The sequence below is a fragment of the Phaeobacter sp. CAU 1743 genome, from assembly GCF_039839315.1.
Lineage (GTDB): Bacteria > Pseudomonadota > Alphaproteobacteria > Rhodobacterales > Rhodobacteraceae > Phycobacter > Phycobacter gallaeciensis_A.
Map to the genome: position 1 here is coordinate 1 of NZ_JBDOQR010000024.1, position 26,975 is coordinate 26,975.

General features: G+C 61.9%; 23 protein-coding genes, 1 tRNA gene and 1 pseudogene. 13 read left to right on the top strand and 12 right to left on the bottom strand.

What is annotated here, in order from left to right; genetic code table 11:
* Window positions 1-186: 186 nt before the first annotated feature.
* Window positions 187-609, bottom strand: coding sequence for an RNA polymerase-binding protein DksA (gene dksA / locus AAFO90_RS11080; RefSeq protein WP_065273809.1), 423 nt, complete (start codon window positions 607-609; stop codon window positions 187-189).
* Window positions 610-807: 198 nt separating this feature from the next.
* On the opposite strand from dksA, the gene AAFO90_RS11085 reads away from it, so the two are divergent.
* The 7 genes from AAFO90_RS11085 to AAFO90_RS11115 all read left to right on the top strand — a co-directional run bounded on the left by AAFO90_RS11085 (window position 808) and on the right by AAFO90_RS11115 (window position 8,042).
* On the top strand, window positions 808-1,650 hold the full coding sequence (locus tag AAFO90_RS11085) for a MoxR family ATPase (protein ID WP_347509459.1): 843 nt from the start codon (window positions 808-810) through the stop codon (window positions 1,648-1,650).
* A 180-nt stretch (window positions 1,651-1,830) separates the two neighbouring features.
* Window positions 1,831-3,216 (top strand): DUF2927 domain-containing protein, encoded by a 1,386-nt coding sequence (locus tag AAFO90_RS11090; RefSeq protein WP_347509460.1) that lies wholly within the window; start codon window positions 1,831-1,833, stop codon window positions 3,214-3,216.
* A 47-nt stretch (window positions 3,217-3,263) separates the two neighbouring features.
* Window positions 3,264-3,431, top strand: a complete 168-nt coding sequence (locus AAFO90_RS11095) for a hypothetical protein (protein ID WP_165832664.1) — start codon at window positions 3,264-3,266, stop codon at window positions 3,429-3,431.
* A gap of 19 nt (window positions 3,432-3,450) precedes the next feature.
* A complete protein-coding gene (locus AAFO90_RS11100) occupies window positions 3,451-4,635 on the top strand; it encodes a VWA domain-containing protein (RefSeq protein ID WP_065273226.1) in 1,185 nt (394 codons plus the stop codon).
* Window positions 4,636-4,783: 148 nt separating this feature from the next.
* On the top strand, window positions 4,784-6,226 hold the full coding sequence (locus AAFO90_RS11105; protein ID WP_347509461.1) for an HD domain-containing phosphohydrolase: 1,443 nt from the start codon (window positions 4,784-4,786) through the stop codon (window positions 6,224-6,226).
* A gap of 31 nt (window positions 6,227-6,257) precedes the next feature.
* Window positions 6,258-6,944 carry a M48 family metallopeptidase gene (locus AAFO90_RS11110; RefSeq protein WP_065273224.1) on the top strand — a complete coding sequence of 229 codons (687 nt, stop codon included), beginning with the start codon at window positions 6,258-6,260 and terminating at the stop codon, window positions 6,942-6,944.
* 105 nt (window positions 6,945-7,049) lie between these two features.
* The gene (locus AAFO90_RS11115; RefSeq protein ID WP_347509462.1) at window positions 7,050-8,042 is read left to right on the top strand and encodes an LLM class flavin-dependent oxidoreductase; all 993 of its coding nucleotides are present in this window, start codon (window positions 7,050-7,052) and stop codon (window positions 8,040-8,042) included.
* Between the two features lie 2 nt (window positions 8,043-8,044).
* Here AAFO90_RS11115 and AAFO90_RS11120 read toward each other — a convergent pair whose 3' ends face one another.
* From AAFO90_RS11120 to AAFO90_RS11135, 4 genes are all read right to left on the bottom strand, one after another.
* The gene (locus AAFO90_RS11120; RefSeq protein WP_347509463.1) at window positions 8,045-8,587 is read right to left on the bottom strand and encodes a PIN domain-containing protein; all 543 of its coding nucleotides are present in this window, start codon (window positions 8,585-8,587) and stop codon (window positions 8,045-8,047) included.
* Window positions 8,588-8,593: 6 nt separating this feature from the next.
* Window positions 8,594-9,808, bottom strand: coding sequence for a class I SAM-dependent rRNA methyltransferase (locus tag AAFO90_RS11125; protein ID WP_347509464.1), 1,215 nt, complete (start codon window positions 9,806-9,808; stop codon window positions 8,594-8,596).
* A 79-nt stretch (window positions 9,809-9,887) separates the two neighbouring features.
* Entirely contained in the window at window positions 9,888-10,157 is a 270-nt protein-coding gene (locus AAFO90_RS11130) for a hypothetical protein (RefSeq protein ID WP_065273808.1), read from the bottom strand.
* Window positions 10,150-12,948 (bottom strand): glutamine-synthetase adenylyltransferase, encoded by a 2,799-nt coding sequence (locus tag AAFO90_RS11135; RefSeq protein WP_347509465.1) that lies wholly within the window; start codon window positions 12,946-12,948, stop codon window positions 10,150-10,152. The genes AAFO90_RS11130 and AAFO90_RS11135 overlap by 8 nt, the downstream gene beginning before the upstream one ends.
* 791 nt (window positions 12,949-13,739) lie before the next feature.
* On the opposite strand from AAFO90_RS11135, the gene AAFO90_RS11140 reads away from it, so the two are divergent.
* The gene (locus tag AAFO90_RS11140) at window positions 13,740-14,009 is read left to right on the top strand and encodes a DUF6455 family protein (protein ID WP_082996122.1); all 270 of its coding nucleotides are present in this window, start codon (window positions 13,740-13,742) and stop codon (window positions 14,007-14,009) included.
* Window positions 14,010-14,127: 118 nt separating this feature from the next.
* Here the strand turns inward: AAFO90_RS11140 and AAFO90_RS11145 are convergent, their stop codons facing one another.
* Entirely contained in the window at window positions 14,128-16,524 is a 2,397-nt protein-coding gene (locus AAFO90_RS11145) for a Hint domain-containing protein (RefSeq protein WP_347509466.1), read from the bottom strand.
* Window positions 16,525-16,825: 301 nt separating this feature from the next.
* Between AAFO90_RS11145 and AAFO90_RS11150 the strand changes: the two genes are divergently transcribed.
* On the top strand, window positions 16,826-17,395 hold the full coding sequence (locus AAFO90_RS11150; RefSeq protein WP_347509467.1) for a thermonuclease family protein: 570 nt from the start codon (window positions 16,826-16,828) through the stop codon (window positions 17,393-17,395).
* 301 nt (window positions 17,396-17,696) lie between these two features.
* Here AAFO90_RS11150 and AAFO90_RS11155 read toward each other — a convergent pair whose 3' ends face one another.
* On the bottom strand, window positions 17,697-17,957 hold the full coding sequence (locus AAFO90_RS11155; RefSeq protein ID WP_347509494.1) for a hypothetical protein: 261 nt from the start codon (window positions 17,955-17,957) through the stop codon (window positions 17,697-17,699).
* Here AAFO90_RS11155 and AAFO90_RS11160 point away from each other — a divergent pair.
* A pseudogene (locus tag AAFO90_RS11160) lies at window positions 17,956-19,073 on the top strand (DDE-type integrase/transposase/recombinase). The gene AAFO90_RS11155 and the pseudogene AAFO90_RS11160 overlap by 2 nt on opposite strands.
* A 336-nt stretch (window positions 19,074-19,409) precedes the next feature.
* Here AAFO90_RS11160 and AAFO90_RS11165 read toward each other — a convergent pair.
* A tRNA-Val gene (locus AAFO90_RS11165) sits at window positions 19,410-19,484 on the bottom strand.
* 116 nt (window positions 19,485-19,600) lie between these two features.
* On the bottom strand, window positions 19,601-20,053 hold the full coding sequence (locus AAFO90_RS11170) for an Lrp/AsnC family transcriptional regulator (protein WP_347509468.1): 453 nt from the start codon (window positions 20,051-20,053) through the stop codon (window positions 19,601-19,603).
* A gap of 132 nt (window positions 20,054-20,185) precedes the next feature.
* Between AAFO90_RS11170 and AAFO90_RS11175 the strand changes: the two genes are divergently transcribed.
* The 3 genes from AAFO90_RS11175 to AAFO90_RS11185 all read left to right on the top strand — a co-directional run bounded on the left by AAFO90_RS11175 (window position 20,186) and on the right by AAFO90_RS11185 (window position 22,318).
* Window positions 20,186-21,238 (top strand): Glu/Leu/Phe/Val dehydrogenase dimerization domain-containing protein, encoded by a 1,053-nt coding sequence (locus AAFO90_RS11175; RefSeq protein WP_347509469.1) that lies wholly within the window; start codon window positions 20,186-20,188, stop codon window positions 21,236-21,238.
* A gap of 257 nt (window positions 21,239-21,495) precedes the next feature.
* The gene (locus AAFO90_RS11180; RefSeq protein WP_274828683.1) at window positions 21,496-21,753 is read left to right on the top strand and encodes a YjhX family toxin; all 258 of its coding nucleotides are present in this window, start codon (window positions 21,496-21,498) and stop codon (window positions 21,751-21,753) included.
* Between the two features lie 25 nt (window positions 21,754-21,778).
* Window positions 21,779-22,318, top strand: a complete 540-nt coding sequence (locus AAFO90_RS11185; protein ID WP_347509470.1) for an N-acetyltransferase — start codon at window positions 21,779-21,781, stop codon at window positions 22,316-22,318.
* A 67-nt stretch (window positions 22,319-22,385) separates the two neighbouring features.
* On the opposite strand, the gene lon is transcribed toward AAFO90_RS11185, so the two are convergent.
* From lon to tgt, 3 genes are all read right to left on the bottom strand, one after another.
* On the bottom strand, window positions 22,386-24,797 hold the full coding sequence (gene lon, locus AAFO90_RS11190; RefSeq protein WP_274828687.1) for an endopeptidase La: 2,412 nt from the start codon (window positions 24,795-24,797) through the stop codon (window positions 22,386-22,388).
* Between the two features lie 234 nt (window positions 24,798-25,031).
* Window positions 25,032-25,691 (bottom strand): hypothetical protein, encoded by a 660-nt coding sequence (locus AAFO90_RS11195; protein ID WP_347509471.1) that lies wholly within the window; start codon window positions 25,689-25,691, stop codon window positions 25,032-25,034.
* 146 nt (window positions 25,692-25,837) lie between these two features.
* Window positions 25,838-26,968 (bottom strand): tRNA guanosine(34) transglycosylase Tgt, encoded by a 1,131-nt coding sequence (tgt, locus tag AAFO90_RS11200; RefSeq protein WP_274836779.1) that lies wholly within the window; start codon window positions 26,966-26,968, stop codon window positions 25,838-25,840.
* Between the last annotated feature and the right edge of the window lie 7 nt (window positions 26,969-26,975).

Below are 26,975 nucleotides of genomic sequence, written 5' to 3' on the forward strand. Positions count from 1 at the left end.
CAAGCGACAAGCTCACGCCGCTCTGAAGAGGTAAGAAAACCGGGACGGATCATGCCGTTACTTGAATCGCGACCTTCTTGCACGTCAACCCTTCAGATCTCGGGTCTTCAGTGACTCCGGGTATAAACGAAAAACGCCGGAGCCACAGGCCCCGACGTCAATGTTTCTGCCTTCGCCGAGAGACGATCAGTCGTCGCGGTGAACTTTTTCGCGGCGCTCGTGGCGTTCCTGCGCTTCCAGGCTCATGGTGGCGATGGGGCGGGCGTCCAGGCGTTTCAGCGAGATCGGTTCGCCGGTTACTTCGCAATAACCGTATTCGCCTTCATCAATGCGCCGGATGGCCGCGTCGATCTTTGCGACCAGTTTGCGCTGGCGGTCGCGGGTGCGCAGTTCAAGAGCACGGTCCGTCTCTTCGCTTGCGCGGTCTGCAACGTCGGGAATGTTTCGGGTGTTGTCCTGCAATCCTTCGATAGTGTCGCGGCTCTCTGCAAGCAGCTCGTGCTTCCAGTTCAGCAGCTTACGACGAAAATATTCAGATTGCCTTTCGTTCATGAAAGGCTCGTCTTCGGCCGGACGATAGTCTTCCGGCAGAAACATTTCTTGCTTCATCTCGGCTCCTTCGGTCTGGCCCATAATGCTGGTCTCTTCAAATCGTTCCAAACATTGCGGCTCCCCATGCCGCAGCGTTTATCCCCTGCCGCGCAGATTGTCACTACACAATAGTAAACCAGCCGGGTTAAAAGCGACCAAACCGCATCATTGCAGCCCGGAAACGGGCACAGAGTAACCAGAGGACGCAGGACAGACATGCAATTTCAGGGCACCAAGGATTACGTTGCAACAGATGACCTGAAAGTGGCGGTCAACGCCGCCGTCACGCTGGAGCGGCCGCTGCTGGTCAAGGGGGAGCCGGGCACCGGCAAGACCGAGCTGGCCAAACAGGTGGCGGACGCTCTGGGTCTGCGGATGATCGAGTGGAACGTGAAATCCACCACCCGCGCGCAACAAGGTCTTTATGAATACGATGCCGTCAGCCGCCTTCGCGACAGCCAGTTGGGCGATGAACGCGTGCATGACGTCAAGAACTACATCAAGAAGGGCAAGCTTTGGGAGGCCTTCGAGGCCGACGAGAAGGTCGTCCTTCTGATCGACGAGATCGACAAGGCCGACATCGAATTCCCCAACGATCTCTTGCAGGAACTCGATAAGATGGAGTTCCACGTCTACGAGACCGGCGAGACGATCCGCGCCAAGCAGCGCCCGATCATGATCATCACCTCGAACAATGAAAAAGAACTGCCGGACGCCTTCCTGCGCCGTTGTTTTTTCCATTACATCCGCTTCCCCGATGCCGAGACGATGAAAAAGATCGTCGAAGTGCACCACCCTGGCATCAAGGAAAGCCTGCTGACCACGGCGCTGACCCAGTTCTACGAAATCCGCGACACCGCGGGTCTGAAGAAGAAGCCTTCGACCTCCGAAGTCATCGACTGGCTGAAGCTCCTGCTGGGCGAGGATCTGACCCCCGAGGATCTCGCGCGCGACGGCGCCGATGCGCTGCCGAAGCTGCATGGGGCGCTCTTGAAGAATGAACAGGACGTGCATCTGTTCGAACGGCTGGCCTTCATGGCACGCGGGCGCCGAGGCTGACGCTTACCAGGGCACCACTCTTGACCTCACCACTGCCGCCCATTTCGGCGGTAGCGGCGGTCGTTCCTGCGCTTTGATGCTGCGTTTACTTATTTTCGCGATAGCTTATCCTTGCCGGGGCGTCGCCGCCTGATGGCACCGCAGCATCCCGCCAGCCCGTTTTTCCGGAGACCGCCGTTTTTGTTCAGAAGAACGCATCGTGACACTGCCCGGGCGCCCCGGGTCCTGCTTGCCCTCGCCTGCGCTGCGCTTGTGGGCTGCACCGGCACCTTTGACGGCAGCCAGCCCGGCCGCGCCGCCATCGCCGACAGCACATTGCCCCCGGCCAAGGCATTCGCCGCCGCGCACCCGCAGCCACCACAACGGGCAAACCGCGATATCGCGCGGGATTTCCTGGATCTGCATTTCAATCTCGAAGGCGGCGGCACCCTGCCCGTCTTTACCCGGTTTGACGGCCCCATCACGCTGCGGGTAACAGGCGCCCCGCCCCCCGGTTTCGAGCACGAGCTGACCCGCCTTCTGGCACGATTGAGCAATGAGGCCGGGATCGACATCACCCGGGCGAATGGTGACAGCGCCCGGATCACAATCGAAACCGTCTCGCGCAAGGCGATCCGCAAAGCTCTGCCCAAGGCGGCCTGTTTCGTGGTGCCTAACGTCACATCGCTGAGGGATTTCCGCCGCAAGCGGCGCAGCCCGGACACCGACTGGACCCGGATGCGCCAGCGGGACAATCTGGCGCTGTTCCTGCCCAGCGACGTCAGCCCACAAGAGCTGCGCGACTGCCTGCACGAAGAGCTGGCGCAGGCGCTTGGCCCGCTGAACGATCTGTACCGGCTGTCGGATTCCGTCTTTAACGATGACAATGTGCACACCGTTCTGACCGGCTTTGACATGCTGATCCTGCGCGCCACCTATGCGCCGGAGCTGCGCACCGGCATGACCCGTGCCGAGGTCGCCGCCCGCCTGCCCGGCATCCTGGCGCGGTTGAACCCTCGCGGCCAGGGCATCCCGCCCCGCCCGCTGCCCGCAACGCCGCGCCGCTGGATCGCCGCCATCGAAACCGCGCTTGGCCCCGACACCCGTCTGTCAGAGCGCAGGCTGGCGGCCCGCACCGCCGTGGAAATCGGCCGCGCCAGTGGCTGGCGGGACCATAGGCAGGCGCAGGGGCTTTATGTTCTGGGCCGCCTGATACAGGCCGATGCCCCGGACAGCGCCCAGGCCCTGTTTGCTTCCGCAATGGAAATCCTGCGCGGTCAGCCCGGCACGGAGCTGCACCAGGCCCGCATCCGCCCACGCATGGCGGCCTACGCCATCGCCCGAGGCCAGCCCGATGCGGCCCTGACGCTGCTGGAACCGGTTCCCGAGATCGCAGCCCGCTATGAAAACGCCGCGCTGCTGTCCACGGCCTTGATGATGCGGGCCGAAGCCCTAGACCTTGCGGGGCAATTCGACGCCGCCTCCGCGGTCAGGCTGGACAGCCTTGGATGGGCACGCTACGGGTTCGGCCCGGATTGGGCCGTCCGGGCCAAGCTGCGGGAGGTCGCAAATCTGCGCCCGCACTAAGACCGGCCGGGGATCCATGGAACATATGACACAGGCGGACTGACAAGATGATCGTAATCGCTGCATTGCTGCTGGGGGCGCTGACAGGCGCGCTGACGGCCCGGAAACGTAACGGCAATCTCGCCGACATGCTGCAATATGGCGCTGTCTATGCCATTGCCTTTGGTATTGTCGGGATGCTCGCCACCTTGATCATTCACCGGATGGCGGTGTAACTGCCCAGAAAGGTCCCAGATGTTTCAACCCTTTTTCGAAAACCTGCGCCAGGCCTCAGTCCCCGTTTCGCTGCGGGAGTACCTGACCTTTCTGGAAGGCATGAAAAAAGGGCTGGTGACCTACGATCTTGACGCCTTTTACTACCTGGCGCGCGCCGCCATGGTGAAGGACGAGCGCAATATCGACAAGTTCGACCGCGCCTTTGCCGCCACATTCGAAGGGCTGGAGGCACTGCCTGCCTCAGCCGTGCTGGACGCCGTGGACATTCCCGAAGACTGGCTGCGCAAGATGGCGGAAAAGCATCTTTCGCCAGAAGAACAGGCTGAGATCGAGGCGCTTGGCGGTTTTGACAAGCTGATGGAAACCCTGAAAGAGCGCCTGAAGGAGCAGGAAGGGCGCCATCAGGGCGGCAACAAATGGGTCGGCACTGCCGGCACCTCGCCCTTTGGCGCCTATGGCTATAATCCCGAAGGGGTGCGCATCGGCCAGAAGGAAAGCCGCCATCGCCGCGCGGTGAAGGTCTGGGACAAGCGCGAGTTCAAGAACCTCGATGGCGACGTGGAGCTTGGCACCCGCAACATCAAGGTCGCCCTGAAGCGCCTGCGCCGCTGGGTCCGCGAAGGCGCGCAGGAAGAGCTTGATCTCGACAATACCATCCGCGCCACCGCCGAACATGGCTATCTGGACGTGAAAACCCGGCCCGAGCGGCACAACGCCGTGAAGGTGCTGCTGTTCCTTGACGTGGGCGGTTCGATGGATCCGCATATCAAGGTGGTGGAAGAACTGTTCTCGGCCGCGCGGTCTGAGTTCAAGCACTTGGAATACTTCTACTTTCACAACTGTCTTTACGAAGGCGTCTGGCGCGACAACCGCCGCCGCTGGGATGCACAGACGCCGACGCACGAGGTGCTGCGCACCTATGGGCCGGACTACAAATGCATCTTCGTCGGCGATGCCTCGATGTCGCCCTATGAAATCGCCTATCCGGGCGGCGCCAATGAGCATTGGAACCAGGAGGCTGGACAGGTGTGGTTGCAACGCGCGCGCGAACACTGGAAATCCAATCTCTGGATCAACCCGGTGCCAGAGAAATACTGGGACCATACCCATTCCATCGGCATGATCCGCGAGATTTTCGAGGACAGCATGGTGCCGATGACGCTGCACGGGCTGGAAAAAGGCATGCGCGAGCTGACCCGGTAAGCTCCGGCTTGCAGGCTGCACTTCATACCAACTTAAATAAATTCCTGCGTATTTTGATTTCGGACGCGGGAAACCGTTAATCAATCGTGAAACACGCGCGATTAGCGTCGATGCCCAGTTCTGCATCCCTATCGAGTACAGCCATTTAATGACCACTGGCACAAACTTTGACGGCACCGCCGGGCCGGAGCTTCGTCTTGGAGAAGTCCTTGGCGCGCTCAGCCACGCGCTGGATATGACCGAAGGCCAGCCCAAGGGCCATTGCATCCGCTGCGCCTGGATCGGCATGCAGGTGGCCGAGGCGCTGGACCTGCCGCCGCAAATGCGCACCGATCTGTATTTCACACTGCTGATGAAAGACACCGGTTGCAGTTCTAACGCGGCTCGGATCAACGAACTCTACATGATGGATGATCTGGCCTTCAAACGGACCTTCAAACGCGTCAAAGGCTGCCGCGAAGGCATGCCCTTCGTGCTGCGCAGCACAGCCCGGGGGGCGTCGCCCCTGACGCGGCTGAAGACATTGCGCCATGTAATCGGACACCGGGACGAAATCGGGCAGGAGCTGGTCCGCAATCGCTGCGGTCGCGGGGCGGAAATCGCCCGCCGCATGCGGTTTTCCGAAGAGGTGGCCGAGGCGATCGCCTCACTTGATGAACATTGGGACGGCGGTGGGCGGCCTCTGGGCCTGCAGGGCGATCAGATCCCGCTCCTGTCGCGCATCGCCCTGATGGCACAGGTGACGGATGTTTTTACCCTGGATTTCGGCGCCGAAGCTGCCGCGCGGGAGATGGAAAACCGCGCGGGCGTCTGGTTCGCCCCCGATCTGGTCCGCGTCTTCACCAGCATGATCCGTGACCCCGGTTTCGCCCATGACCTGCTGTCACCGGAACTGGAGCAACAGGTGTTCTCCTGCGCCCATGCCCTGCACACGGCAGAGGTGAACGAGGACTACCTTGATGAGATCAGCCATGCCTTTTCGCTGGTGATCGACGCTAAAAGTCCCTTTACCCACGGCCATTCCCAACGTGTCGCCCGCTATACCCGCATGATCTGTGAACAGCTGGGGCTGGCGACCTGCCACACCCGGTGGATGACCCGCGCCGCGCTGCTGCATGATATTGGCAAGCTGGGCATTTCGAACACCATTCTGGACAAGCCGGGCAAGCTGACGATGGACGAGATGGATATCGTCCGCAAGCATCCGGTCTGGGGCTATGACGTGCTGAGCCGGGTTGGCGCCTTCCGGCGGATGGCCGAAGTGATCGTGGCCCACCACGAACGCCCCGATGGCAAGGGCTATCCCTATGGGCTTCAGGGAGAGGCGCTGACGCGGGACATGCGGATCATGGCCGTTGCCGACGTCTTTGACGCGCTGACCGCCGACCGCCCCTATCGCGATGCGATGCCGCTGGAGGAAGCCTACAAGATCATGGACAAGATGTCCGGCACCGGCATCGATCCGGATTGCTATGCCGCGCTACAGGATGCGATCACGGCCAGCGGCTGGCCTGCGACGTCCCTGCAGGGCGACTGCGAATGGGATAGCCTCGCGCAGGTTTCCACGAAAAGCGGCCAACAATCCGCTTGAGCGCGGGACTTGCCCGCCCCATATCTACCTCATGCTGCGTCTCACTCCCATTCTGCTGGCCGTGCTCTATGGCCTCGTCTCCTACCGGATTTCGGTCTGGCGGACCCACCGCGAACTTGATGCCCGTTCAACCCGTCTGGCAGACCCGAAACTGAAACGGCTGACCGACCAGATGGCGGCGGCGCTGGAGGTCGCGGATATCCCCGTCTTCATCTACGAGGTCGACCCGGTGAACGGTCTTGCAGCCCCCGATGGACGTATCTTCATCACCCGCGGGTTCTACGCCAAGTATCAGGCGGGCGATGTCAGCGATGCGGAGCTCGCCTCGGTCATCGCGCATGAACTGGGGCATGTGGCGCTGGGGCATTCAAAGAAACGCATCATCGACTTTTCCGGCCAGAACGCCCTCAGGACCGCGCTGATGATGATCCTCGGGCGCTATATCCCTTTTGTCGGCCCCTGGATTGCCGGACTTCTGGCAAATCTTCTGGCTGCGCGGCTGTCGCGTGGGGATGAATACGAGGCGGATGAATATGCAGCCGCCCTGCTGATGAAGGCAGGCATCGGGGTGGAACCGCAAAAAAGTCTATTCCGCAAGCTTGAGGAACTGACCCAGTCGCGCGCGGGCATGGCACCAGCCTGGCTGATGAGCCACCCCAAGACCGAACAGCGCATCGCCGCCATCGAACGGCTGGAGGCGGACTGGGCCAAGGCCTGACGGAAGGTCATACCGCCTTTGCGCCTCCCTGCTCTGCCACACGCCTTGCGCCCCGCGGGAAGAGGCGCCACATCTTGGAAAACACTCGATCAAAAGGCCGCGTTCATGCTCTATTCCCTGCTCGATCTTGCCCCGGTTCCGGAAGGCTCTGCCATCCCGCAGGCGCTGAAAAACAGCACCGAACTGGCGCAAAAGGCCGAAAGCCTTGGCTATCACCGCTACTGGCTGGCCGAGCATCATAACATGCCGGGGATTGCCAGCGCCGCGACTGCCGTTCTGATCGGCCATATCGCCAGCCAGACCAGCACCATGCGTATCGGCGCGGGCGGCATCATGCTGCCGAACCATGCGCCCTATATGGTGGCGGAGGCCTTCGGTACTCTGGCCTCCCTCTATGGTGACCGGATTGACCTGGGGCTGGGCCGGGCGCCTGGCACCGACATGCAGACCGCCCGTGCCCTGCGCCGCGGCATGGGGGCTGCTGCCAGTGGCGACAGTTTTCCGCAGGATGTGATCGATCTGATCGGCTTCATGGCGCCGGAGGACCCGCAGGCGCCGGTGCGCGCCTTCCCGGGCCAGGGTACCAATGTGCCGGTCTGGATCCTCGGCTCCAGCCTTTATGGTGCGCAGCTGGCCGCGCATCTGGGCCTGCCCTATGCCTTTGCCTCCCATTTCGCGCCGCAGGCGCTGGAGGAGGCGCTGGAGGTCTACCGGCGCTCTTTCCAGCCTTCGGCCTTCCTGGACAAGCCGCACGCGATGATGGCGATCAACGTCTTTGCCGCCGACAGTGACGCCGAAGGCATCCGGCTGCGCACCACCATGCAGCAGGCCTTTGCACGGCTGCGGCTGGGTCGTCCGGGCAAGCTGCCCGCCCCGGTGGATGACATCAACGCGCATCTGGAGCCGCATGTGCTGGCAGGTGTGAACGAGGCACTGCGCATCACCGCCGTGGGCAGCCCAGAGAGTGTGCGCAGCCAGCTATCGGAGATCATTGGACGGTATCAGCCCGATGAGGTGATCCTGACCGGGCAGATCCACGACCATCAGGCCCGGATGCACTCGTTCGAGATCGCGGCAGAAATCCTGAACGAGATCTAGCTTCAGCCCGCCAACGCCTTGGCCAGCCGTGGCAGGCGTGCCTTTTTCAGCAGGGGGCGCATCTGCCAGCCACCGCCGGACAGGCGGTTGGCCTCATCCAGAACAGCCTCGCCGACCGTTTGCATCCCGGCCTGTTCCTTGAGCCACAGATCATAAAGCAGCTCATCCGGGCCGATGCGTTTCAACCCTTCTTCCGACAGGGTGTGGCGCGGAAAATCCTTGGCGTTCATGGTGACGATGCCATCGGCATGCCCTGCAATGGCGGCGGCCAGCACGTGCACATCCGCCGCATCCGGCAGCCACAGCCGCGCCTCCACTCCCGGTGCGGGCGCCACAAGTGCACCGGGCCAGTTCGCCTGTAACAACGCAACTTCGGACGCGGCCTGCGCCGCCCCTTCGGGGCCGAGTTTCAGCGCCGCGCGGCGCCATTCCTCCAGGATACGCTCGGACCAGAGCGGCGCATAAAGCCCCAGCCGGGCCGCGCCCAGCAGCATCTCCCGCATCACCGTGGGATAAAGAACGCAAGTATCAAGGAGCAGTTTCACGCGCGATCAGTCCAGCCGGAAGAACACGGCCTTGAGGTAACCGCTTTCGGCCAGCTGTGGCATCTGCGGATGGTCCGGCCCGGCGTATCCGGTGTGGATGAGCTGTCCCCGCCGCCCGGCCTTACCTATCCCGCGCGCCGAGGCGTTGCGGAAGCGAGTCAGATCCGCCGCATGGGAACAGGAACAAAGCCCCAGATACCCGCCTGGCGCCACCAGCGGCGCGGCCAGTTTGGCCACCCGTTCATAGGCGCGCAGGCCCGCCTCCAACGCGTTCTTGGAGGGTGCAAATGCGGGCGGATCGCAGATCACCACGTCAAACTGCGCGCCTTCGCCGCCCAGCGCCGCCAGCACGTCAAAGGCATCGCCCTGCCGGGCGGTGAACCGATCCTGCCAGCCCGACGCAGCCGCGCCCTGCCCCGCCAGATCAAGTGCCGCGGCAGACCCATCAACGCAGGTTGCCTCGGCTGCGCCAGCCGCCAGCATGGCAAGGCCAAAACCGCCGACATGGGAAAACACATCCAGCACCTTTGCCCCCGGTGCCACCAGCCGGGCAGCAAAGGCGTGGTTTTCGCGCTGATCGAAGAACAGGCCGGTTTTCTGCCCGCCAGTCAGATCCGCCACATAGGTGGCACCATTCATCTGAACCGGCACCGGAGCGTCCGGCGTCTCGCCCTGCAGGGTGGCATTGACATCGTCCAGCCCCTCCAGCCCCCGGGTGCGCCCGGAGGCATTTTTCAGGATCACCTTCGTACCGGTGACAGTGGCCAGTGCGGCGGTCAGCGCCTCAAGATGCGCTTCGGCCCAGGCCGCATTGGGCTGCACCACGCAAGTGTCGCCAAACCGATCGATAACGATGCCCGGCAACCCGTCTGCCTCGGCGTGGACCAGTCGATAGAAGGGCGCATCGTATAGCTGTGTCCGCATTTCCTGCGCCCGCGACAGGCGCGCCTCGAACCAGGCCTGATCAATCTGTGCCTCAGGGTTGCGGTCCAGCATCCGGCCGATGATCTTGCTGTCAGGATTGACCGAGACCAGCCCCAGCGGCCGCATCGCCTCATCCTCAAGCACTGCCAATGTGCCCGGCGCCAGTTTCCGGGTGCGCCGGTCGGTGACCAGTTCATTGGCATAAACCCAGGGAAACCCATGCCGGATCGCACGGGCATTGGCCTTGGGCTTCAGTTTTACGCGGGGGCGCTGCGGCGCGGAGGCTGTGTCTGTCATGCCCCCTCATAGCTGCAAGGCAGATAGAGGGGAAGAGGCCGCAGCGCGCCAGTCGGTAATAGCGCGCGGTACCGAACGCCTAGCGATCCCGACTGCGCCAGCCGCCGCGCCGACGCGGCTTCACGACCTCGGCGAGCCCCTCACGCAGAACGATGACCATCGGGTGGTCCGGCTGTCCGTCCTCATATTTGGCAAGCAGGCGCTGCATCGCATCGCGGTTATCAATCCCTCCGGGCAGGCTCAGCGCCCAGTCCAGAAAGATACTGCGGCACTGCGACATGTCGATCCCGTCGATCCGGAAGGATTCCCGGATCAGCCCCTTGGGGTCCATCTGGTCCTGCTCACTCATCTGCGCCATTTGCACCTTCCCGATCAAGCGCCCCGTCGATCATCGCACGACAGGCCGCATAGCTGTCTTCCAAGTCCCGCTCCAAACCCTGCAGCGTTTCAAATCCGGTGCTGCGGCACAGGAACTGCGCGCCGCCCTCACCGATTGCTGCGGTATCCAGCGCCTTGGCCGACAGCAGCCGCGCCGCCGTCTGCACTGACCAGAATAGGCGATAGGCCTGCGCCAGTCTGGTACCTTCTGCGGCATCCAGCCAGCCACATGCGACGGCGCCGTCCAGACCAGTCGCCACATCCCGCGCCCCAGAACCAGAGAGCAGCGCGCCAGCCTGCGCGACCAGTTCGATATCCATCATCCTGCCCGGCCCGGTCTTGGCATCCCAGACCCCCGCCGGGGCCTTGGCCGCCGCGATACGGGCGCGCATGTTGGCCACCTCGGTGAGGATCTGCAGCCGCTCGCGCGGGCCGCTCAGCACCGCGCTACGCAGGTCTTCGATATCGGCGATCAAATCCGCAGGCCCGGCAATGCTGCGCGCCCGCGTCAGCGCCAAATGCTCCCAGACCCAGGCTTCGTTCTGCTGATAGTTGGTGAAACTGGCGAGACTGGTCGCCACCGGCCCCTGATTGCCCGAGGGGCGCAGGCGCATGTCGACCTCATAAAGACGCCCCTGCGCCATCGGCGCAGTCAGCGCGGTGATCAGTGCCTGCGTCAGCCGGGCAAAATAGGGGCGCGTCGCCAGCGGTCGCTTGCCTTCGGATCCTTCATCCGATTGCGGATCGTAGATCACGATCACATCAAGGTCGGACTGCGCATTGATACGCCCGGCCCCAAGCGAGCCCATCGCCACCACCGCTGCGCCGCGCCCGGGCGCGGCGCCGTGTTTTTCGGCAAACTGCGCCTCGACACAGGGCACCAATGCGGCGATCACCGCCTCGGCCAATTCGGCGTATTGCACGCCCGCGGCCTCGGCATCGATCAGACCGCGCAGGTGATGCACCCCGATGCGGAAATGCCATTCCTTGCACCAGCGCCGGGTGGTGTCGAGCTGGGTTTCGTAGTCGCCTTCGGCGGCCAGAAGCGCCTCCAGATCCTGCTGCAGCTTGGCGCCGCCCGGCCAGGGATCGAAGAAGGAGCCGCCGATCACCGCGTCGAACACGCCCGCGTTGCGCGACAGGAAGGCCGCCAGCTCGCCAGAGGTGCCGACGATATCGACCAGCAGATCCAACAGCTGCGGATTGGCCTCGAACAGGGAAAACAGCTGCACCCCGGCGGGCAGACCAGCAAGGAATCCATCCAGCGCCAAAAGCGCCTCAGCCGGTTTTGCGGTACGCGCCAGACGCGCCAGAAGATCCGGTTTCAACCGATCAAAGATCTGCGCGCCCCGGGCCGAGCGCAGCGCCGGATAGGTGGGCCAGCGGGCAATCACTGCCTCATCCAGCCCTTCGGGCAGCGCAGGCGCCGCCGCCGGTTTTGCATCCGGGGCGAAAAAGCCTTCGGTCAAGGTATGCACCTCGGTCAGCCGGTCGCGGATTTCCGACTGAAGCTCAGCCGGATCGCGCCCCATCAGGCAGGCGACGCGGGCGATGCCATCCTCGGATTGCGGCATCCGGTGGGTCTGGGCGTCATGCACCATCTGGATGCGGTGCTCCACCTCGCGGTGGAACCGGTAGTGATCGGTAAGAGTTGCAGCGACATCGGCGGGGATCCAGTCCCGCGCCGCCAGCGCCGCCAGCCCTTCGACCGTGCCACGCAGGCGCAGGCTTTCATCGCGTCCGCCCGCGATCAGTTGCCGGGTCTGGGTGAAGAACTCGATCTCGCGGATACCGCCACGCCCCAGTTTCATGTCATGGCCCGGCACGGTGATCACACCGCCGGTGCCCTTGTTTTCCCGGATCCTGAGCCGCATGTCGTGGGCGTCCTGGATGGCCGCGAAATCCAAATGGCGGCGCCAGATAAAGGGCCGCAATGCCGCAAGGAACCGCTCACCTGCGGCAATGTCCCCGGCGCAGGCGCGCGCCTTGATATAGGCGGCACGTTCCCAGGTACGCCCGAGGCTCTCATAATAGCGCTCCGCCGCCTCCATCGCCATGGCGACCGGCGTCACTGAGGGATCCGGGCGCAGGCGCAGATCCGTACGGAAGACATAACCATCCCCGGTCTTGTCACTGAGCAGCGCGCACATATTGCGAGTGGCCCGCACCATGCCCTGACGCGCCTCATAGAAATCATCCGGGTCGAACCGGGTTTCATCAAAGAGGCAGATCATATCGATGTCGGAACTGTAGTTCAGCTCATGCGCGCCCATCTTGCCCATCGCGAGGATGGTCAACCCGCCTGCGGTTTCCACATCTGCCTCAGTCATTCCCGGCAGTTTCTTGCGCCGGATCAGCGCCGCAATTTCCGACTTGATCGCCACATCAGCGCAAAGCGCACCGAAATCGGTCAGCGCGCCAGTCACCCGTTCCAGCGGCCAAACACCGCCCAGATCGCAAAGCGCCGTCAGCAGGGCCACACGCCGCTTGGCCTGACGCAGCCCAGGTTTCAGCTGATCGGGCGCCATGGCGCGGCAGTCGGCAAACACGGCCTCCAGCGCCGTCTCGGGATCTGCCAGGGCTTCGGGCAGCCAGGCTGCCTCCCGCGTGATCAGGCCTTTCAGATAGGGGCTGGAGCCGCCGGTCCCGGCCAGAAGCTCAGCCACTTCGGCCGAAGCCGAAGGCACCAGAACACGGGTTTCTGCACCCAGTTCGGAATCAAAGGGGCGCGGCAGGCGGGTGATGTCAAAGGCAGCATTCATATCGGGACTCTGTGCTGCCGTGAAACCGGCGTCAATGCGCCTTTTGGCGGCGCCTGCCCACCCTCTCCCCGGCCCGCTGAACCAGGTCAAAAGGGCGCGGTAATCTGGTGCCAACGACCAGGCGGAGCAGCAAACCACGCAGAGGTCTGGAATACCCCCATAACCACCCAGGGTTGTATCACGTTATAGTGAGGTGTGGCTGTGCTCCTCTCCCTTGCCCGAATGTGCCAGTAATCAGTATCCCGTTGTCAGGAACCAGAGCCAAATGCCCACCTTTGGGGCCTTTCCAAAGGGTTTGGCTTTCGGATGTAGCGAGTATCGTACCGAGTGGCCGTCGTTCAAACCGGACCATCGATGAGCATGGCCGCGCCGGTGGAATGGGCGGGCAGCGCGCAAGAAAAGCCTATCTCTTTTGCAACGCCCATTGACCAGGCTGGTCCCCCCCATCGTGGCGTAAAAGTCCAAGAAACACCCCCAGCTCCGAACTCGGACAGACCGGGCCGAGAACGCGAGAGCACCATCCTCCGGTTCTCTCTCAGGCCGTGTCGCGTGACCGCCATAAGGACAGCTCGAATAAAATCGTAACTAGTCTTTACGGAAACTTACCGATTGGCGCTTTGGTGCCCCATTCGTGCCGCGTTCTTCACCTTAACTGTCGCTGTCGGTCAGATTGGAAACGCAACTGATGACGCGGTCGGCACCTCCGCCGATCTCGACATGAATGGTCGCCTTGAACACGCGACGAACCAACAGCAGCCGCGCCTTTGGCGTGGGTCGGAGACACTTTTTTGATGAGTACAGCAGAAAAACTGACAAGGCCGGGGTACCTCAGCAAATCCATCGGCCTGATGTCCACCGCCGCCAGAGCTGCCGGTGTCGATCTTGGCGCCGCCATGAAGAAAGGTGACATCACCGCAGTGGATTATGCCACCATGGTGCATCGCTGCAATTCCTCCAACTGCGCGCGGAAATGCGAACACTGGCGCAACGCAGAACCCGATGCGACCGCTGCGCCCTCCTTCTGCGCCAACCTGGAAATCCTTGAGCGGCTGAAACCCTAATTTCAAACCGCGGCCTGACCGCGAAACAAAATCGGGGAGGCGTGCGTCCTGGCGCCTGCCTCCGGTCACCACCTGCGTCTGTCCCGGCATCGGCCCCCAAACATCTGCCGGGCTGTTTTCAGTGCGTTCCGCCCGCCCCTGCTCCAGCGGCCATCAGCAACCGCGCCTCATAGGATCGGAGCGACCGACGGGCCGCCGGGTACGTATTATCGCCAAACTCCAGCAGCGGAAAAATCTCAAACAACTCAGCGCGCTGCGCATCATCCATGCCGGACACCGATTGCGACCCAGGCTGGAAGCTTTCGCTCCAGGCACCATTTGCACAAAGAATTTCATGCCGGGCGAACATCAGGTGAATATAGGTCACCCTGCGCCGCACTGCGCGCTGGATTGATGTTCCGTTCAGCAGATGTTGCGCCGCGATCAGCACCTCGTGCTCCCCAAACAGAACATCCGACTGTTCGCCTGTGATCAGCATCCTGTGCTGCGGTGACACTTCGATTGCAGAGCTGGGGATGCCAGAACCAAGCGCGCCAGCCTCGATCCGCACCGGCGCCAGCTCTGGGCGCAGGGCCAGATCCGCAGCACTCAGGCAGCGGTGCCCAGCCCACAGTACCGGCTGAAACCCATTGTCCCGCGTCAGCACCCGGTCACCGGCTTCGATCTCCTCGACCCGCCGCTCTCCCTCCGAGGTGAGGATCAGGGTTCCGGGTGTGAAGCAGGGCACGACTTGCTCGATATTTGAAAAGGTAAAACTGCCAAGGGTGACGCCATTGCTATCCAGCACCTCGACGGTTCCGGATTCGCCGCCAGGCGTATCATAGGTCACGCGGGTGCGTGAGGACCCGCCCAGTTTGCTGAGATTCAGCTGATCGAAATCATCACCGCCTTCACCGCCGTCGATCACATCGCCGATATTGCCGTAAAAGACGTCCCGGTCATCGCCGCCGCTCAGGCTGTCAGCCCCGGTTCCGCCGATCAGCGTGTCATTGCCGGCCCCTGCCAGGATGACATCGACATCATCGCCGCCATCCAGAAAGTCGTCTCCAGCCTTGCTTTCCAGCGTGTCCTTGCCGCTGCCACCAAACAGCGTGTCATCACCGCCGTTGCTGACCAGCCTGTCATGGCCGCTGCCGCCGTCGCCATAAACCGCATCCGCAGCCGTGCCCGCATCCAGGAAATCATCGCCTTCGTCCAGGTAGATGGTGTCAGAGTCCTCGACGCTGGGGTCGTTGTAGTCGCCGACAAAGGCGATATCATTGCCCGCGCCCCCGTGGATTTCATCATTTCCCTGGCTGCCCGCCAGAATATCGTTGCCATCGCCACCATAGATCGTATCCGTGCCCAGGCTGCCGATCAGCTCGTCATTGCCTTCCTCGCCATAAATCAGATCATCCTGATCGCGGCCAAAGACATGGTCGTTACCTGCCCCGGCATAGATCAGGTCGTTGCCATACAGCCCTTCCAGATCATCATCGCCATCACCACCATAAAGAGTATCCGCGCCGTCGCCGCCCCGCAGAGTGTCATTGCCCGCGCCGCCCTCCAGCAGATTGTTGCCGTCTATAGGCGCATCTGAATCGCGAACCGTATCGCTGCCGCTGTAAAGGACGTCATCGCCATCGCCGCCCCGCAGGATATCGTCTCCCCCGGCCCCCAGCAGCGTGTCGTTGTCTGCCCCGCCCTTCAGCAGGTCCGAGCCGCTACCACCATCCAGACTGTCGCGCCCCAGCCCGCCAAGCAGCGTATCGTCGCCCTCTCCGCCAACAAGTGAATCATCACCGGCAGCGCCATCCACGCTGTCGTCTCCAGCACCCGCGATCACCGTATCTTCGCCTTCTCCAGCCCGGATCACATCGTCATCCGAACCGTCCACAGCATCACCGCCATCCACACGGTCGCCTTCAGGGTCACCGGCATAGGCCGCATCAATCAGATCGGAGGCCGCCGTACCCTCGACGATGTAATCCGGCGACGGGATCGAAAAGGACAGATCGGAAATTCCCGCCCCACCTGACAGGCCCGCATCATCGCCATTTTCAAAGACCACCGACAGGGCGGATACCGGCCCCGGCAGCAAAACACCGATGTCCGACGCTGTCGCGCCTTCGGCCTCGATTGAGACGGACCCATCGGCATTGGCGGTGACCAGTTGGTCGGTCACCCCGGAAAGGCCTGCAATAATGTTCGCAGCCGGGATCAAAACACCCGCCGCATCCCAGGCCCTCAGCGTGAACCGGTCGTCATGACTGCTGTCCTCGGTATTGAGGTGTTGCAGATCAAAGGACAGATCCAGCACCGGCGTGGAAAAGCCGAAACGCGCCTCAATTGGCTGATCAGTCGCAAAGGCGCCAAAACCCGACACCGCCTGCCCGGATTGCGATGCATCCCAGCTGCCCGGCGTGAACTGGCCACTGACGGTAGTGCTGTTGGCGCCCTCGGACACCAGCGTGCTGGCATCCTTTGCGCTGCCATCGGCAGCGGTCAGCCAGATCGCGTTGTCCAAAGTGGCCATGGGTGTGCACCTTTTGCCTATATTTCATAACGGGTCCGGCGGACACTCAGGCCGAGACCACCATATTTCGTCCTGAACCAGGAAAATGGCTCCCTCAGGACCGGGAGCGGGCCGTAGCTGGCTGATTTCAAGGCAAGAATGCGGCGCTCCGGCAGCGTACCAGCTGAGCTCGGAAGGGCTCTCGTGAAGCCGTTTTCTCCGGCGTTAACCGAATTTTGGCCTATTGGCAGGCATAATCCTGCTCATTCAAGTTTTTTAACCATCAGCACCACCTGAAAATATCATCAGAGAAGCCACGCCGATGAAAATCAAACATCTTGCCGCCCGAATCGCCCTGACCTTTGCCGCCAGCGCTGCCATGTCCGCCGATTTGCAGCCAGGCGATCCCATCTCCGCCAAGATCTTCCTGCAACTGCACAGCATCGAAAAGCTGGCCGGAGAGGTCGTGCCGCTGGTGTCAGCGCCAGGCCGGGCCTTCCGGGTCATCGATGGAGATTCGCTGGCGATGGGCGATCTGAACATCCGCCTGGTTGACATCGATGCACCGCTGGCCGCGCAGCGCTGCAATACGCCGGACGGATCCTATTGGGATTGCGCCGCCCAGGCACGTCAACGTGTTCGCTCCATCGTGAATGAGGCCGAGCGGGTGGAGTGCTTCAGCACCGATCAGGATCACTATGGGCGCCATCTGGCCACCTGCGATGCAGATGGCGTCGATGTCGGCGCGCTGCTGGTCGAAGAGGGATTGGCCTGGGCGCATGAGAACAACGGTCGCTACGTGCCGCAGGCCTCGGTTGCGCAGGCCAATGCCCGCGGCATATGGCAGGCCGAAACCGCGCCCCCCTGGAACTGGAACGCTGCACAGGACTGAGCTCCCCGCATCCCAAATGGAAGCCTGCCGCGCCAGGGACCACGCGTTTGGGCGTAGTCCCTGCAGCTGGCAAGCGCCCGAAGGCCACGCCTCGGATTGCCCCTGAGCCGATGCCTCCCCCAAAACCGCCTTGCGACAGCGGCCGGGAGCCGCACAAAGAAATGGAACTCCCGGCTGGGGACCGAAATGATCCCCATGCCGAGCAGACAGGCGGTTTCAGAATATCATCCCCCAACAGGACAACCGGTCGTTCAGGACACCAGTTAAATCGGTTTCAAGGCCCGTTCGACGATATTGCAGATCAGGCGTTTTGCCGGATCAATGCCCGAGCCCGCCGGAATGAGAAGACAACACGCACATCGCTCAGCAGTTTGTCCATCAATGGGATGAATTTCAGTGATCCAGCCCGCACTTCATCGAGAAATCCGGTTTTGGTATAAAGTCCGATACCATTGCCGTTCAGGATCATTTGCTTGGCGTGCTCTGCCCCCTGAAAACTGGACCGTATGAAGCTGGAGTTTTCCGCTAATTTTCCCTGGCTGGGAGAGGAGCGGAATCGCATGAAAGCATCTAAGTTCACGGAGGCGCAGAAGGCCTTCATCCTGAAGCAGGGCGAACAAGGCACGCCGGTTGCGGAGATCTGCCGCTAGGGCGGGGATCAGCCATTCAACTGGAAGAAAAAATACGGGGGCCTTCTGCCGGATGAGATGCGTCGGCTGAAAGCGCTGGAGGATGAGAACACCCGGCTGAAGAGTTCGAAGGGACCGTGGCCCCAGTGGGGCCGCGTAAGCCCGTAGAACCGTGGCCGATCTGACGCTGGATCGGGAAATGCTTCAGGATGTCATTCGGCGAAAGCTCTGAAGCCTGGCCGTTTGCGCGAAATCGTCACCGGGATTTGCGTCGATTGGGGCGTGTCGATCCGGAGGCCCTGTGGGGCCATCTGCTTCGACACATCCAGCTACCACTACAAGTCCCGGCGGACGGATCAGGCTGCCGTCGAACGGCGGATCAAAGAGATCGCAGAGATCCGTGTGCGCTATGGCTACAGGCCCGTTCACGTGCTTCTGAGACGGGAGGGCTGGGTGATCAACATGAAGAAGACACGCAGGATTTACAACGCGTTGGGCCTGCAGCTCAGGAACAAGCACCCAAAGCGCCGGGTGAAGGCAAAGCTCAGAGAAGACCGTCAGGAAGCCGTCGGGCCGAACGATGTCTGGGCGGTGCCTTGCCCGAAAGGCGATTGCGCAAACGCAATCTGCCGGAAGGGACTTCGTTCACGACCAGCTCGCCCTGGGCAGGAGGTTGCGTATCCTGACCATCGTCGACACGTATTCCCGGCTCTGCCCTGCAGCCGATCCGCGCTTCACCTATCGGGGCGAAGATGTTGTGCAGACGCTCGAACGGGTCTGCGGGCAGATCGGCTCCCCCAAGACGATCAGAGTCGATGACGACAGCGCGTTCATCTCGCGGGACCTCGATCTCTGGGCCTACGCCAACGACGTTACCCTCGACTTCTCACGGCCTGAACGCACACTGGTTCATGAGCCTTGCAGATGCCCGCGAAAAGCTGGAGGATTGGCGTCGGCACTACAATGAGAATAGACCCCATAGCGCAATCGGATACAACGTCCCGATTGCCATGCATTATCCCGATGGCGTCACCAGCCCATCATCGTGACAGAGCCGGAAAAATCCAGCTTCCGGCGGTCCAAGGTTGGGGCTCAGAGCACAAACCCCAAGGACTCTACGGAAGGTGGAGGAAACTTCGGGCTCAGGTCAAACGGGAAATGTACCGCCACGCAGATTCGCACATGAGTGGTTTCGCATCCGCGCCGGGAGGTCACAGCACCCCGCCTGCTTCAGAAACCGAAGGGTTGCAGGACGAAGAGTAGGCACCTAATGGGGTAGAATCTGGCTTTGATGGTCCACGCCCCTGCGGCCCCGTCTGCTACTCTTTTCGAAATACGAAAAATGGTTTTTCGTTAATTTACAAGCACCTACAAAAAAGAGGGAATGGTGGGTGATAAGAGATTTGAACTCCTGACATCTTCGATGTGAACGAAGCGCTCTACCACTGAGCTAATCACCCGTGGGATCGGGTATTACCGTCAGGATCACCGCTCTGCAAGAGGGGGATATGAAGATTTTCACCAGTCTCCTTCTTTTTCGGCTTCCTCTTTTCACATCCCTCCTGCCCTGGCCGCCTCAGCCGGGCAGCACATCGCGGCGGATCATGGTGCGCAGGGTGAAGCTGGAGCGCGTATTGCGGATCCCCGGCACCCGCATCAACTGCTCTTCCAGAAAGCGGTCGAAATCCGTCAGATCCTGCGCCACCACCCGCAACAGGATATCGCGACTGCCAGTCATCAGGTAGCACTCCATCACTTGATCGAACTGGCGCACGGCATTTTCAAAGGCCTGCAGCGCGTCCTTGGACTGGCGCTCCAGCTCAACAGCGACAAAGATTGTGACGGCCAGCCCGACCTTGGCCTGATCAACCCGCGCGGAATAGCCGGTGATGATCCCGGCTTCTTCCAGCATCGACACCCGCCGGGCGCAGGGGGTGGGCGACAGGCCGACCTCTTCTGAGAGCTGAGCCAGTTTCATGCGACCGTCCCGCTGCAGCGCGGTGACAATCCTGCGATCAATGGCGTCCATAGTGATTTCCTCCATTAATTAGCGCCATGTTAGCAAATTACTCCAAAACCAACCACTCCTGAGGGCATTTTTGGAAAATTCCCGAAGCCCATACCCGGTATCTTGGTGCCGTTAGTTCAGGAGCCTGTCAGTATGACCCTCACCAAAATCGCCTCTCCCGGTCACGAAGAAATCTACCGTGTCGACGATCCCGCCGTCGGTCTGACCGGCTTCATCGCCATCCATTCAACCGAGGCCGGACCGGCCGCTGGCGGGCTGCGGATGCGCCCCTATGCCACTGCGGATGAGGCGCTGGAGGATGTTCGGCGGCTGAGCGAGGGCATGACCTACAAGAACGCCGCGGCGGGCCTGCCGCTGGGCGGCGGCAAGGCGGTGATCATCGGTGATCCCGCCACGGACAAGACGCCAGAGATGCTGCGCGCCTTTGGTCGCGCCATCAACAGCCTGAACGGCCGCTACATCACCGCCGAGGATATGGGCATGAGCCCTGCCGACATGGCGCTGCTGGCCGATGAAACGCCCTATGTCGCCGGGCTTGCCAATGGGGAGTTTGCCAGCGGCGATCCCTCCCCCATCACCGCGCGCGGCATCTTCAACGCCATCCGCACCGCCCGGGCGCACAGGGTCGGCAGCGCCGATCTGCAGGGCGTCACGGTGGCAGTGCAGGGGCTGGGCCATGTGGGCTGGTATCTGTGCCAGTTCCTGAATGACGCGGGCGCCGGTCTGATCGTCACCGATGTGGACCCACAGCGCATCGAACGCGCGGTCGCGGAATTTGGCGCCCGCCCGGTTGCCATCAACAAGATCTGCACCGTGCAGGCGGATATCTTTGCCCCCTGTGCCATTGGCGGCATCCTCAATGCCGAGACCATACCCCTGTTGCAGGTCGGGATCGTCGCAGGCGGTGCCAACAATCAACTCGCCAACCCCGAGGACGGTCAGGCCCTGCATGAACGCGGCATCCTTTATGCGCCCGATTTCATCGCCAATGGCGGCGGCATCATCAACGTAGCGACCGAGATCCTGAAAATCGCGGATCGCGAGGCCTATGTGGCCAAGAAACTTGCTGCGCTGGATGCGACCATGGCCGAGGTGCTCAACCAGGCGCGTCAGCAGGAAATCAGCCCGGATGCTGTGGCCATTGCAACCGTGCGGGCGAAGATGGCGCAGGCCGCAGCGGCTTAAGCCCACCCCAACGATTACAGAGATGCAACAGCGGCAGCTGCCATTTGGCGCTGCCGCTTGTCAGCACGGGTTTGCCTCCCTATCTAGGGCAGAAGACATGGGGCTGACGCCTCATGCATTTGGAGATTTTATGGAAGAGACCCGGGCATAAGCCCGTTCCCGGCACAGCACATCGGGAACGCAGGACGCAACAAGGACACTCGCGACTTCGGCTGAGTGACCTTTTTTCTTGCACTCTTATAAAATCGAGACTTCCGTTGAATATCTCAAAACACGAGCAACGCGTGTTGCACGAGCTCGCCCTTGGCGGCAGCATCCATCATGAACGCAGTGAAAACGGCAAGATCCGCAGCATCACCTGCTACACCCGCGAGGGCAACGTTCTGTCGGACTGCACCCTTGGCGTCTTTCAGCGCCTGCACAAACGCCGTTTCATCCAATCGCGCGACGGCAAACCCTATCGCGCCTCGCGACTGGGGATCAAAGCCGTACGCGCGCAGCTGAACCAACGATAACATCATGACATCAAAGGAGCAGACCATGGAATTTGTGTCAGGCCACAAGGGGCGAACAGCCGAGATCACCGACCTGTTCGCCGCCTCCTTCACCGCGTCGGAAGGCGCCGACGAAGGGCAAACCATCGCTGCGCTGGTGCGCGCCCTCCTCACCACGGTGGAAGAGGAGGATTTGTTTGTCTTCTCCGTGCTAGAGGGCGGCGCGGTGGTTGCCAGCATCCTGTTCACGCGGATGCGCTATGATCAGGACGACCGGGTGGTCTTTCTGTTGTCGCCGGTAGCGGTTGCGCCGGATCAGCAGGGCAAGGGCACTGGTCAGGCGCTTCTGCGCCATGGCCTCAGCCTGCTGAAAAGGCATGGCGTTGATATCATCCTGACCTATGGCGATGTCAATTTCTACGCCAAGGTCGGGTTCAGGCAGATCACCGAACAGGAGGCCGCTGCGCCCATGCCTTTGTCCTACCCGCATGGCTGGCTGGGCCAATCGCTGACTGGCGGAGCCTTCGCGCCGCTGGTCGGTCCTGCCTCCTGCGCCGCGCCCTTCCGAAATCAGGAGTATTGGTAGGTATCGAGCAAAAAAAGAAAAAGGCGGCCCAAGCGGGCCGCCTTTACTATCTTTCTGCTACCGGCGCTTAATGCGCGGTGGGGGCTGCCGATGCGGATTTCGCCTCCAGCGCGGCCTGGGCAGCGGCGGCCTCTTCGGCCTCCTCGTCCCATTCGATCGGCTCAGGGCTGCCCACCAGTGCGTGTTTCAGCACTTCGGACACGTGGCTCACCGTGATGATCTCCAGACCTTCCTTCACGTTGTCGGGAATGTCCGGCAGATCCTTGGCATTTTCCTCGGGGATCAGCACCGTCTTGATGCCACCGCGCAGAGCTGCCAGCAGTTTTTCCTTGAGCCCGCCGATGGCCAGCGCATTGCCACGCAGGGTGACTTCGCCGGTCATGGCGATGTCCTTGCGCACCGGGATCCCGGTCAGCACCGACACGATGGAGGTCACCATGGCCAGACCCGCCGAGGGGCCGTCCTTGGGCGTGGCACCTTCGGGCACGTGCACGTGGATGTCCCACTTGTCGAACTTGGGCGGCTTGATCCCCAGCTGTGGCGCGACAGAGCGCACATAGCTGGAGGCAGCCTCGATGCTTTCCTTCATCACGTCGCCCAGCTTACCGGTGGTTTTCATCCGGCCCTTACCCGGCAGACGCAGCGCCTCGATGCTGAGGAGCTCCCCGCCGACCGAGGTATAGGCCAGACCGGTTACGACACCGACCTGATCTTCCTTTTCAGCAAGACCAAAGCGGTATTTCGGCACGCCCAGGAATTCGTCGAGGTTGTCATGGGTGACCTTGACGCTCTCGGCTTCCTTCTTGACGATCTTGGTCAGCGATTTCCGCGCCACCTTGGCGATTTCACGCTCCAGGTTCCGCACGCCCGCCTCGCGGGTGTAGGTGCGGATGATGTCGGTCAGCGCCTCATCCGTCAGTTCGAACTCCTTGGCCTTGAGGCCGTGGTTCTTCACCTGCTTGGACACGAGGTGCTGCTTGGCGATTTCGCGCTTTTCGTCCTCGGTGTAGCCCGACAGCGGAATGATCTCCATCCGGTCCAGAAGCGGCCCCGGCATGTTGTAGCTGTTGGAGGTGGTCAGGAACATCACGTTCGAGAGGTCATATTCGACCTCCAGATAGTGGTCCACGAAGGTGGAATTCTGTTCCGGATCAAGCACTTCCAGCATCGCCGAGGCCGGGTCGCCACGGAAATCCTGGCCCATCTTGTCGATCTCGTCGAGCAGGATCAGCGGATTGGTGGTTTTCGCCTTTTTCAGCGCCTGGATGATCTTGCCGGGCATCGAGCCGATATAGGTCCGGCGGTGGCCGCGGATCTCGGACTCGTCGCGTACGCCACCGAGCGAAATGCGGATAAATTCACGACCAGTCGCCTTGGCCACGGATTTACCCAGCGAGGTCTTACCCACACCCGGAGGGCCGACGAGGCAGAGGATCGGCCCCTTCAGCTTGGCCGAGCGCTGCTGCACGGCAAGGTATTCGACGATGCGTTCCTTGACCTTCTCAAGGCCGTAGTGATCCTTGTCGAGGATATCCTGCGCGCGGTTCAGGTCTTTCTTCACGCGGGACTTGGTGCCCCACGGGATCGACAGCATCCAGTCCAGATAGTTGCGCACGACCGTGGCTTCCGCCGACATGGGCGACATGTTCTTGAGCTTCTTCAGCTCGGCGTCGGCCTTTTCGCGGGCTTCCTTGGACAGCTTGGTCTCGGCGATTTTCTCTTCCAGTTCGGCTACTTCGCCCGAACCTTCTTCGCCATCGCCCAGCTCCTTCTGAATGGCCTTCATCTGCTCATTCAGATAGTACTCGCGCTGGGTCTTCTCCATCTGGGATTTGACGCGGGTCTTGATCTTCTTCTCGACCTGCAGAACGGACATTTCGCCCTGCATCAGGCCATAGACCTTTTCCAGACGCTCACTGACCGAGAGGGTTTCCAGAAGCTCCTGCTTACGGTCGACTTCGATGCCGAGGTGACCTGCAACAAGATCCGCCAGCTTGGCGGGCTCGGTGGTCTCGCCAACTGCGCTCAGCGCTTCTTCGGGGATGTTCTTGCGCACTTTTGCGTAGCGTTCGAATTCATCACCAACGGTGCGCACCAGCGCCTCGGTGGTGGTAACATCGCCAGGCATCTGGTTCAGCAGTTCGGCGCGGGCTTCGAAATAGCTGTCGTTTTCCAGGAAATCGGTGATCTTGACGCGGGTCTGGCCCTCGACCAGCACCTTGACGGTGCCATCGGGCAGCTTCAGCAGCTGCAGCACATTGGCCAGCACGCCGACGCGGTAGATGCCATCGCTTTCCGGATCGTCCTCAGAGGGGTCGATCTGGCTGGACAGCAGGATCTGTTTGTCATCGGCCATCACCTCTTCCAGGGCGCGTACCGATTTCTCCCGGCCGACAAACAGCGGCACGATCATGTGCGGGAACACCACGATGTCACGCAGCGGCAGCACGGGATAGGAAGAATTGAGTGGCTCTTGCATACTCGGTCCTTTTCTTTGGCAAGACGTCCAGGCCCCAGGTAGCGGCAGCCGCAGTCGTCTCCTCTTTGATCTGTTATCTGGTGCGGTTCAGCATGTATTTCAACCGCAGCGCCTCAATCTTTGCGCTCACATTGCCCCTGCAGGGCGGCGACCACAAGGGCGCAAATGCAGGAAGGGTGAGCAAATGGTGAAGGGGGCTGCGAGCTGCCTCCGGTTTGGGCCATGCGGGTCAATTCAGCGTCGCATCAGGGTGATGAATCCCCGCTCCATCCGCCCGCCCGGCCCGGTTTCAATATAGGTTCCGCTCATCCGTGTTTCATCGATCAGGAACAAGCGCACCTCCTGCCGCAAGACCTCTCCGGTGCCGGTTGGACGCTCGGCCAGCAGGGCCAGCCTGATCAGTTGATCGGCGCCGCAGGGCAGCGGCCCCAGAGACACCTCATCCAGGAACACCTCGGCATCATCCGGCAGATCGCCGCGGCCGACGCTTTCGGCGCGCAGCCCCGTGCCGGGCTTTAGTGGGCCCCGGTCCTGTACAGAGATCCCAATAAGCCCCAGCACCGGCGAATCCGCCACCAGCCTGCCATTGCGAAACCGCAGCGACAGGGTGTCGCCGCTGCGTTGCGGCAGCGGCACCATCTCGATGCGCCCGCCGACAGCCGTCGACATCTCTCCCGGGCCTTTTTGAACGATCCACTGGCCGCGCAGCCCGGCAGAGCCACCTTTGACCAGATCCTCTAGCGGAATGCTGCAACCGTTAAGGCGCGGTGCCTTGAAGAAACTTGATGCCTCTGCCAGCGATCCTGGCGTGGTGTTATCCTGTGTCGCCTGCGCCTGAGCTGCGATCGAGCCACCCATCAAGGCCGCAAAAGCCAGCGCCAGATACCACCTCATCACCATTCTCCCCTTTTGGCGGGAAACTAGCAAAAAGGTCTTCACAACTGGTGAACAAGGCATAAACGGTCGCCGCGCAGGTAAAGGGCAATCAGCCCCCGCCTCTTACCCGGAAAAGGGTGGTCAGCGGTTTAATACCCCCCCGATTACACCGGCTCGATATCACCTTCAGCGCGGGTGTCGTGGAAGTCCTTCTGCCAAGCCTCGAACGTCCCCGCCGCAATCGCATCGCGCATGCCCTGCATGATCTCCTGAAAGTAATGCAGGTTGTGCCAGGTCAGCAGCATGCCCGAAATCATCTCGTTGGCGCGGAACACATGGTGCAGGTAGGCGCGGCAGTAGTTCGAGCAGGCCGGGCAGCTGCACTCTTCATCCAGCGGACGCGGATCATCCGCGTGGCGCGCGTTCTTGATGTTGACCACGCCGCGGCGGGTAAAGACCTGCCCGGTCCGGCCAGAGCGCGACGGCAACACGCAATCCATCATATCGATGCCGCGCGCCACGGCGCCGACGATATCGTCGGGCTTGCCCACCCCCATCAGATAGCGCGGCTTGTCCTGCGGCAGCATGTCCGGCGCGTAGTCAAGGCAGCCGAACATCGCCTCCTGCCCCTCGCCCACGGCAAGACCGCCCACCGCGTAGCCATCAAAACCGATGTCGGTCAGCGCCTTGGCGCTTTCCTCGCGAAGGTCCTGTTCCAGCCCGCCCTGCATGATCCCGAACAGGGCATGACCGGGCCGGTCGCCAAACGCGTCCTTGGACCGCTCGGCCCAGCGCATCGACAGGCGCATCGACTCGGCAATGCGGTCGCGGTCCGCAGGCAACGCCGGGCATTCGTCGAAACACATCACGATATCGCTGCCCAAGAGCCGCTGGATCTCCATCGAGCGTTCTGGCGTCAGCTCGTGCCGGGAGCCGTCGATATGGCTTTTGAAGGTCACGCCCTTCTCGGTCAGCTTGCGAAGGCCCGCCAGCGACATCACCTGAAACCCGCCCGAGTCGGTCAGGATCGGACGCTGCCAGTTCATGAACTTATGAAGGCCACCCAGCCGGTCGATCCGCTCAGCCGTTGGACGCAGCATCAGGTGGTAGGTATTGCCCAGCAGGATGTCAGCGCCGGTGGCGCGCACGCTTTCCGGCATCATCGCCTTGACCGTCGCAGCGGTGCCAACGGGCATGAAGGCAGGCGTGCGAATGTCACCGCGCGGCGTCTGGATCACACCGGTGCGTGCTTTTCCGTCCTGCGCTTTCATTTCAAACTTGAAAAGCTCTGACATTTCGACT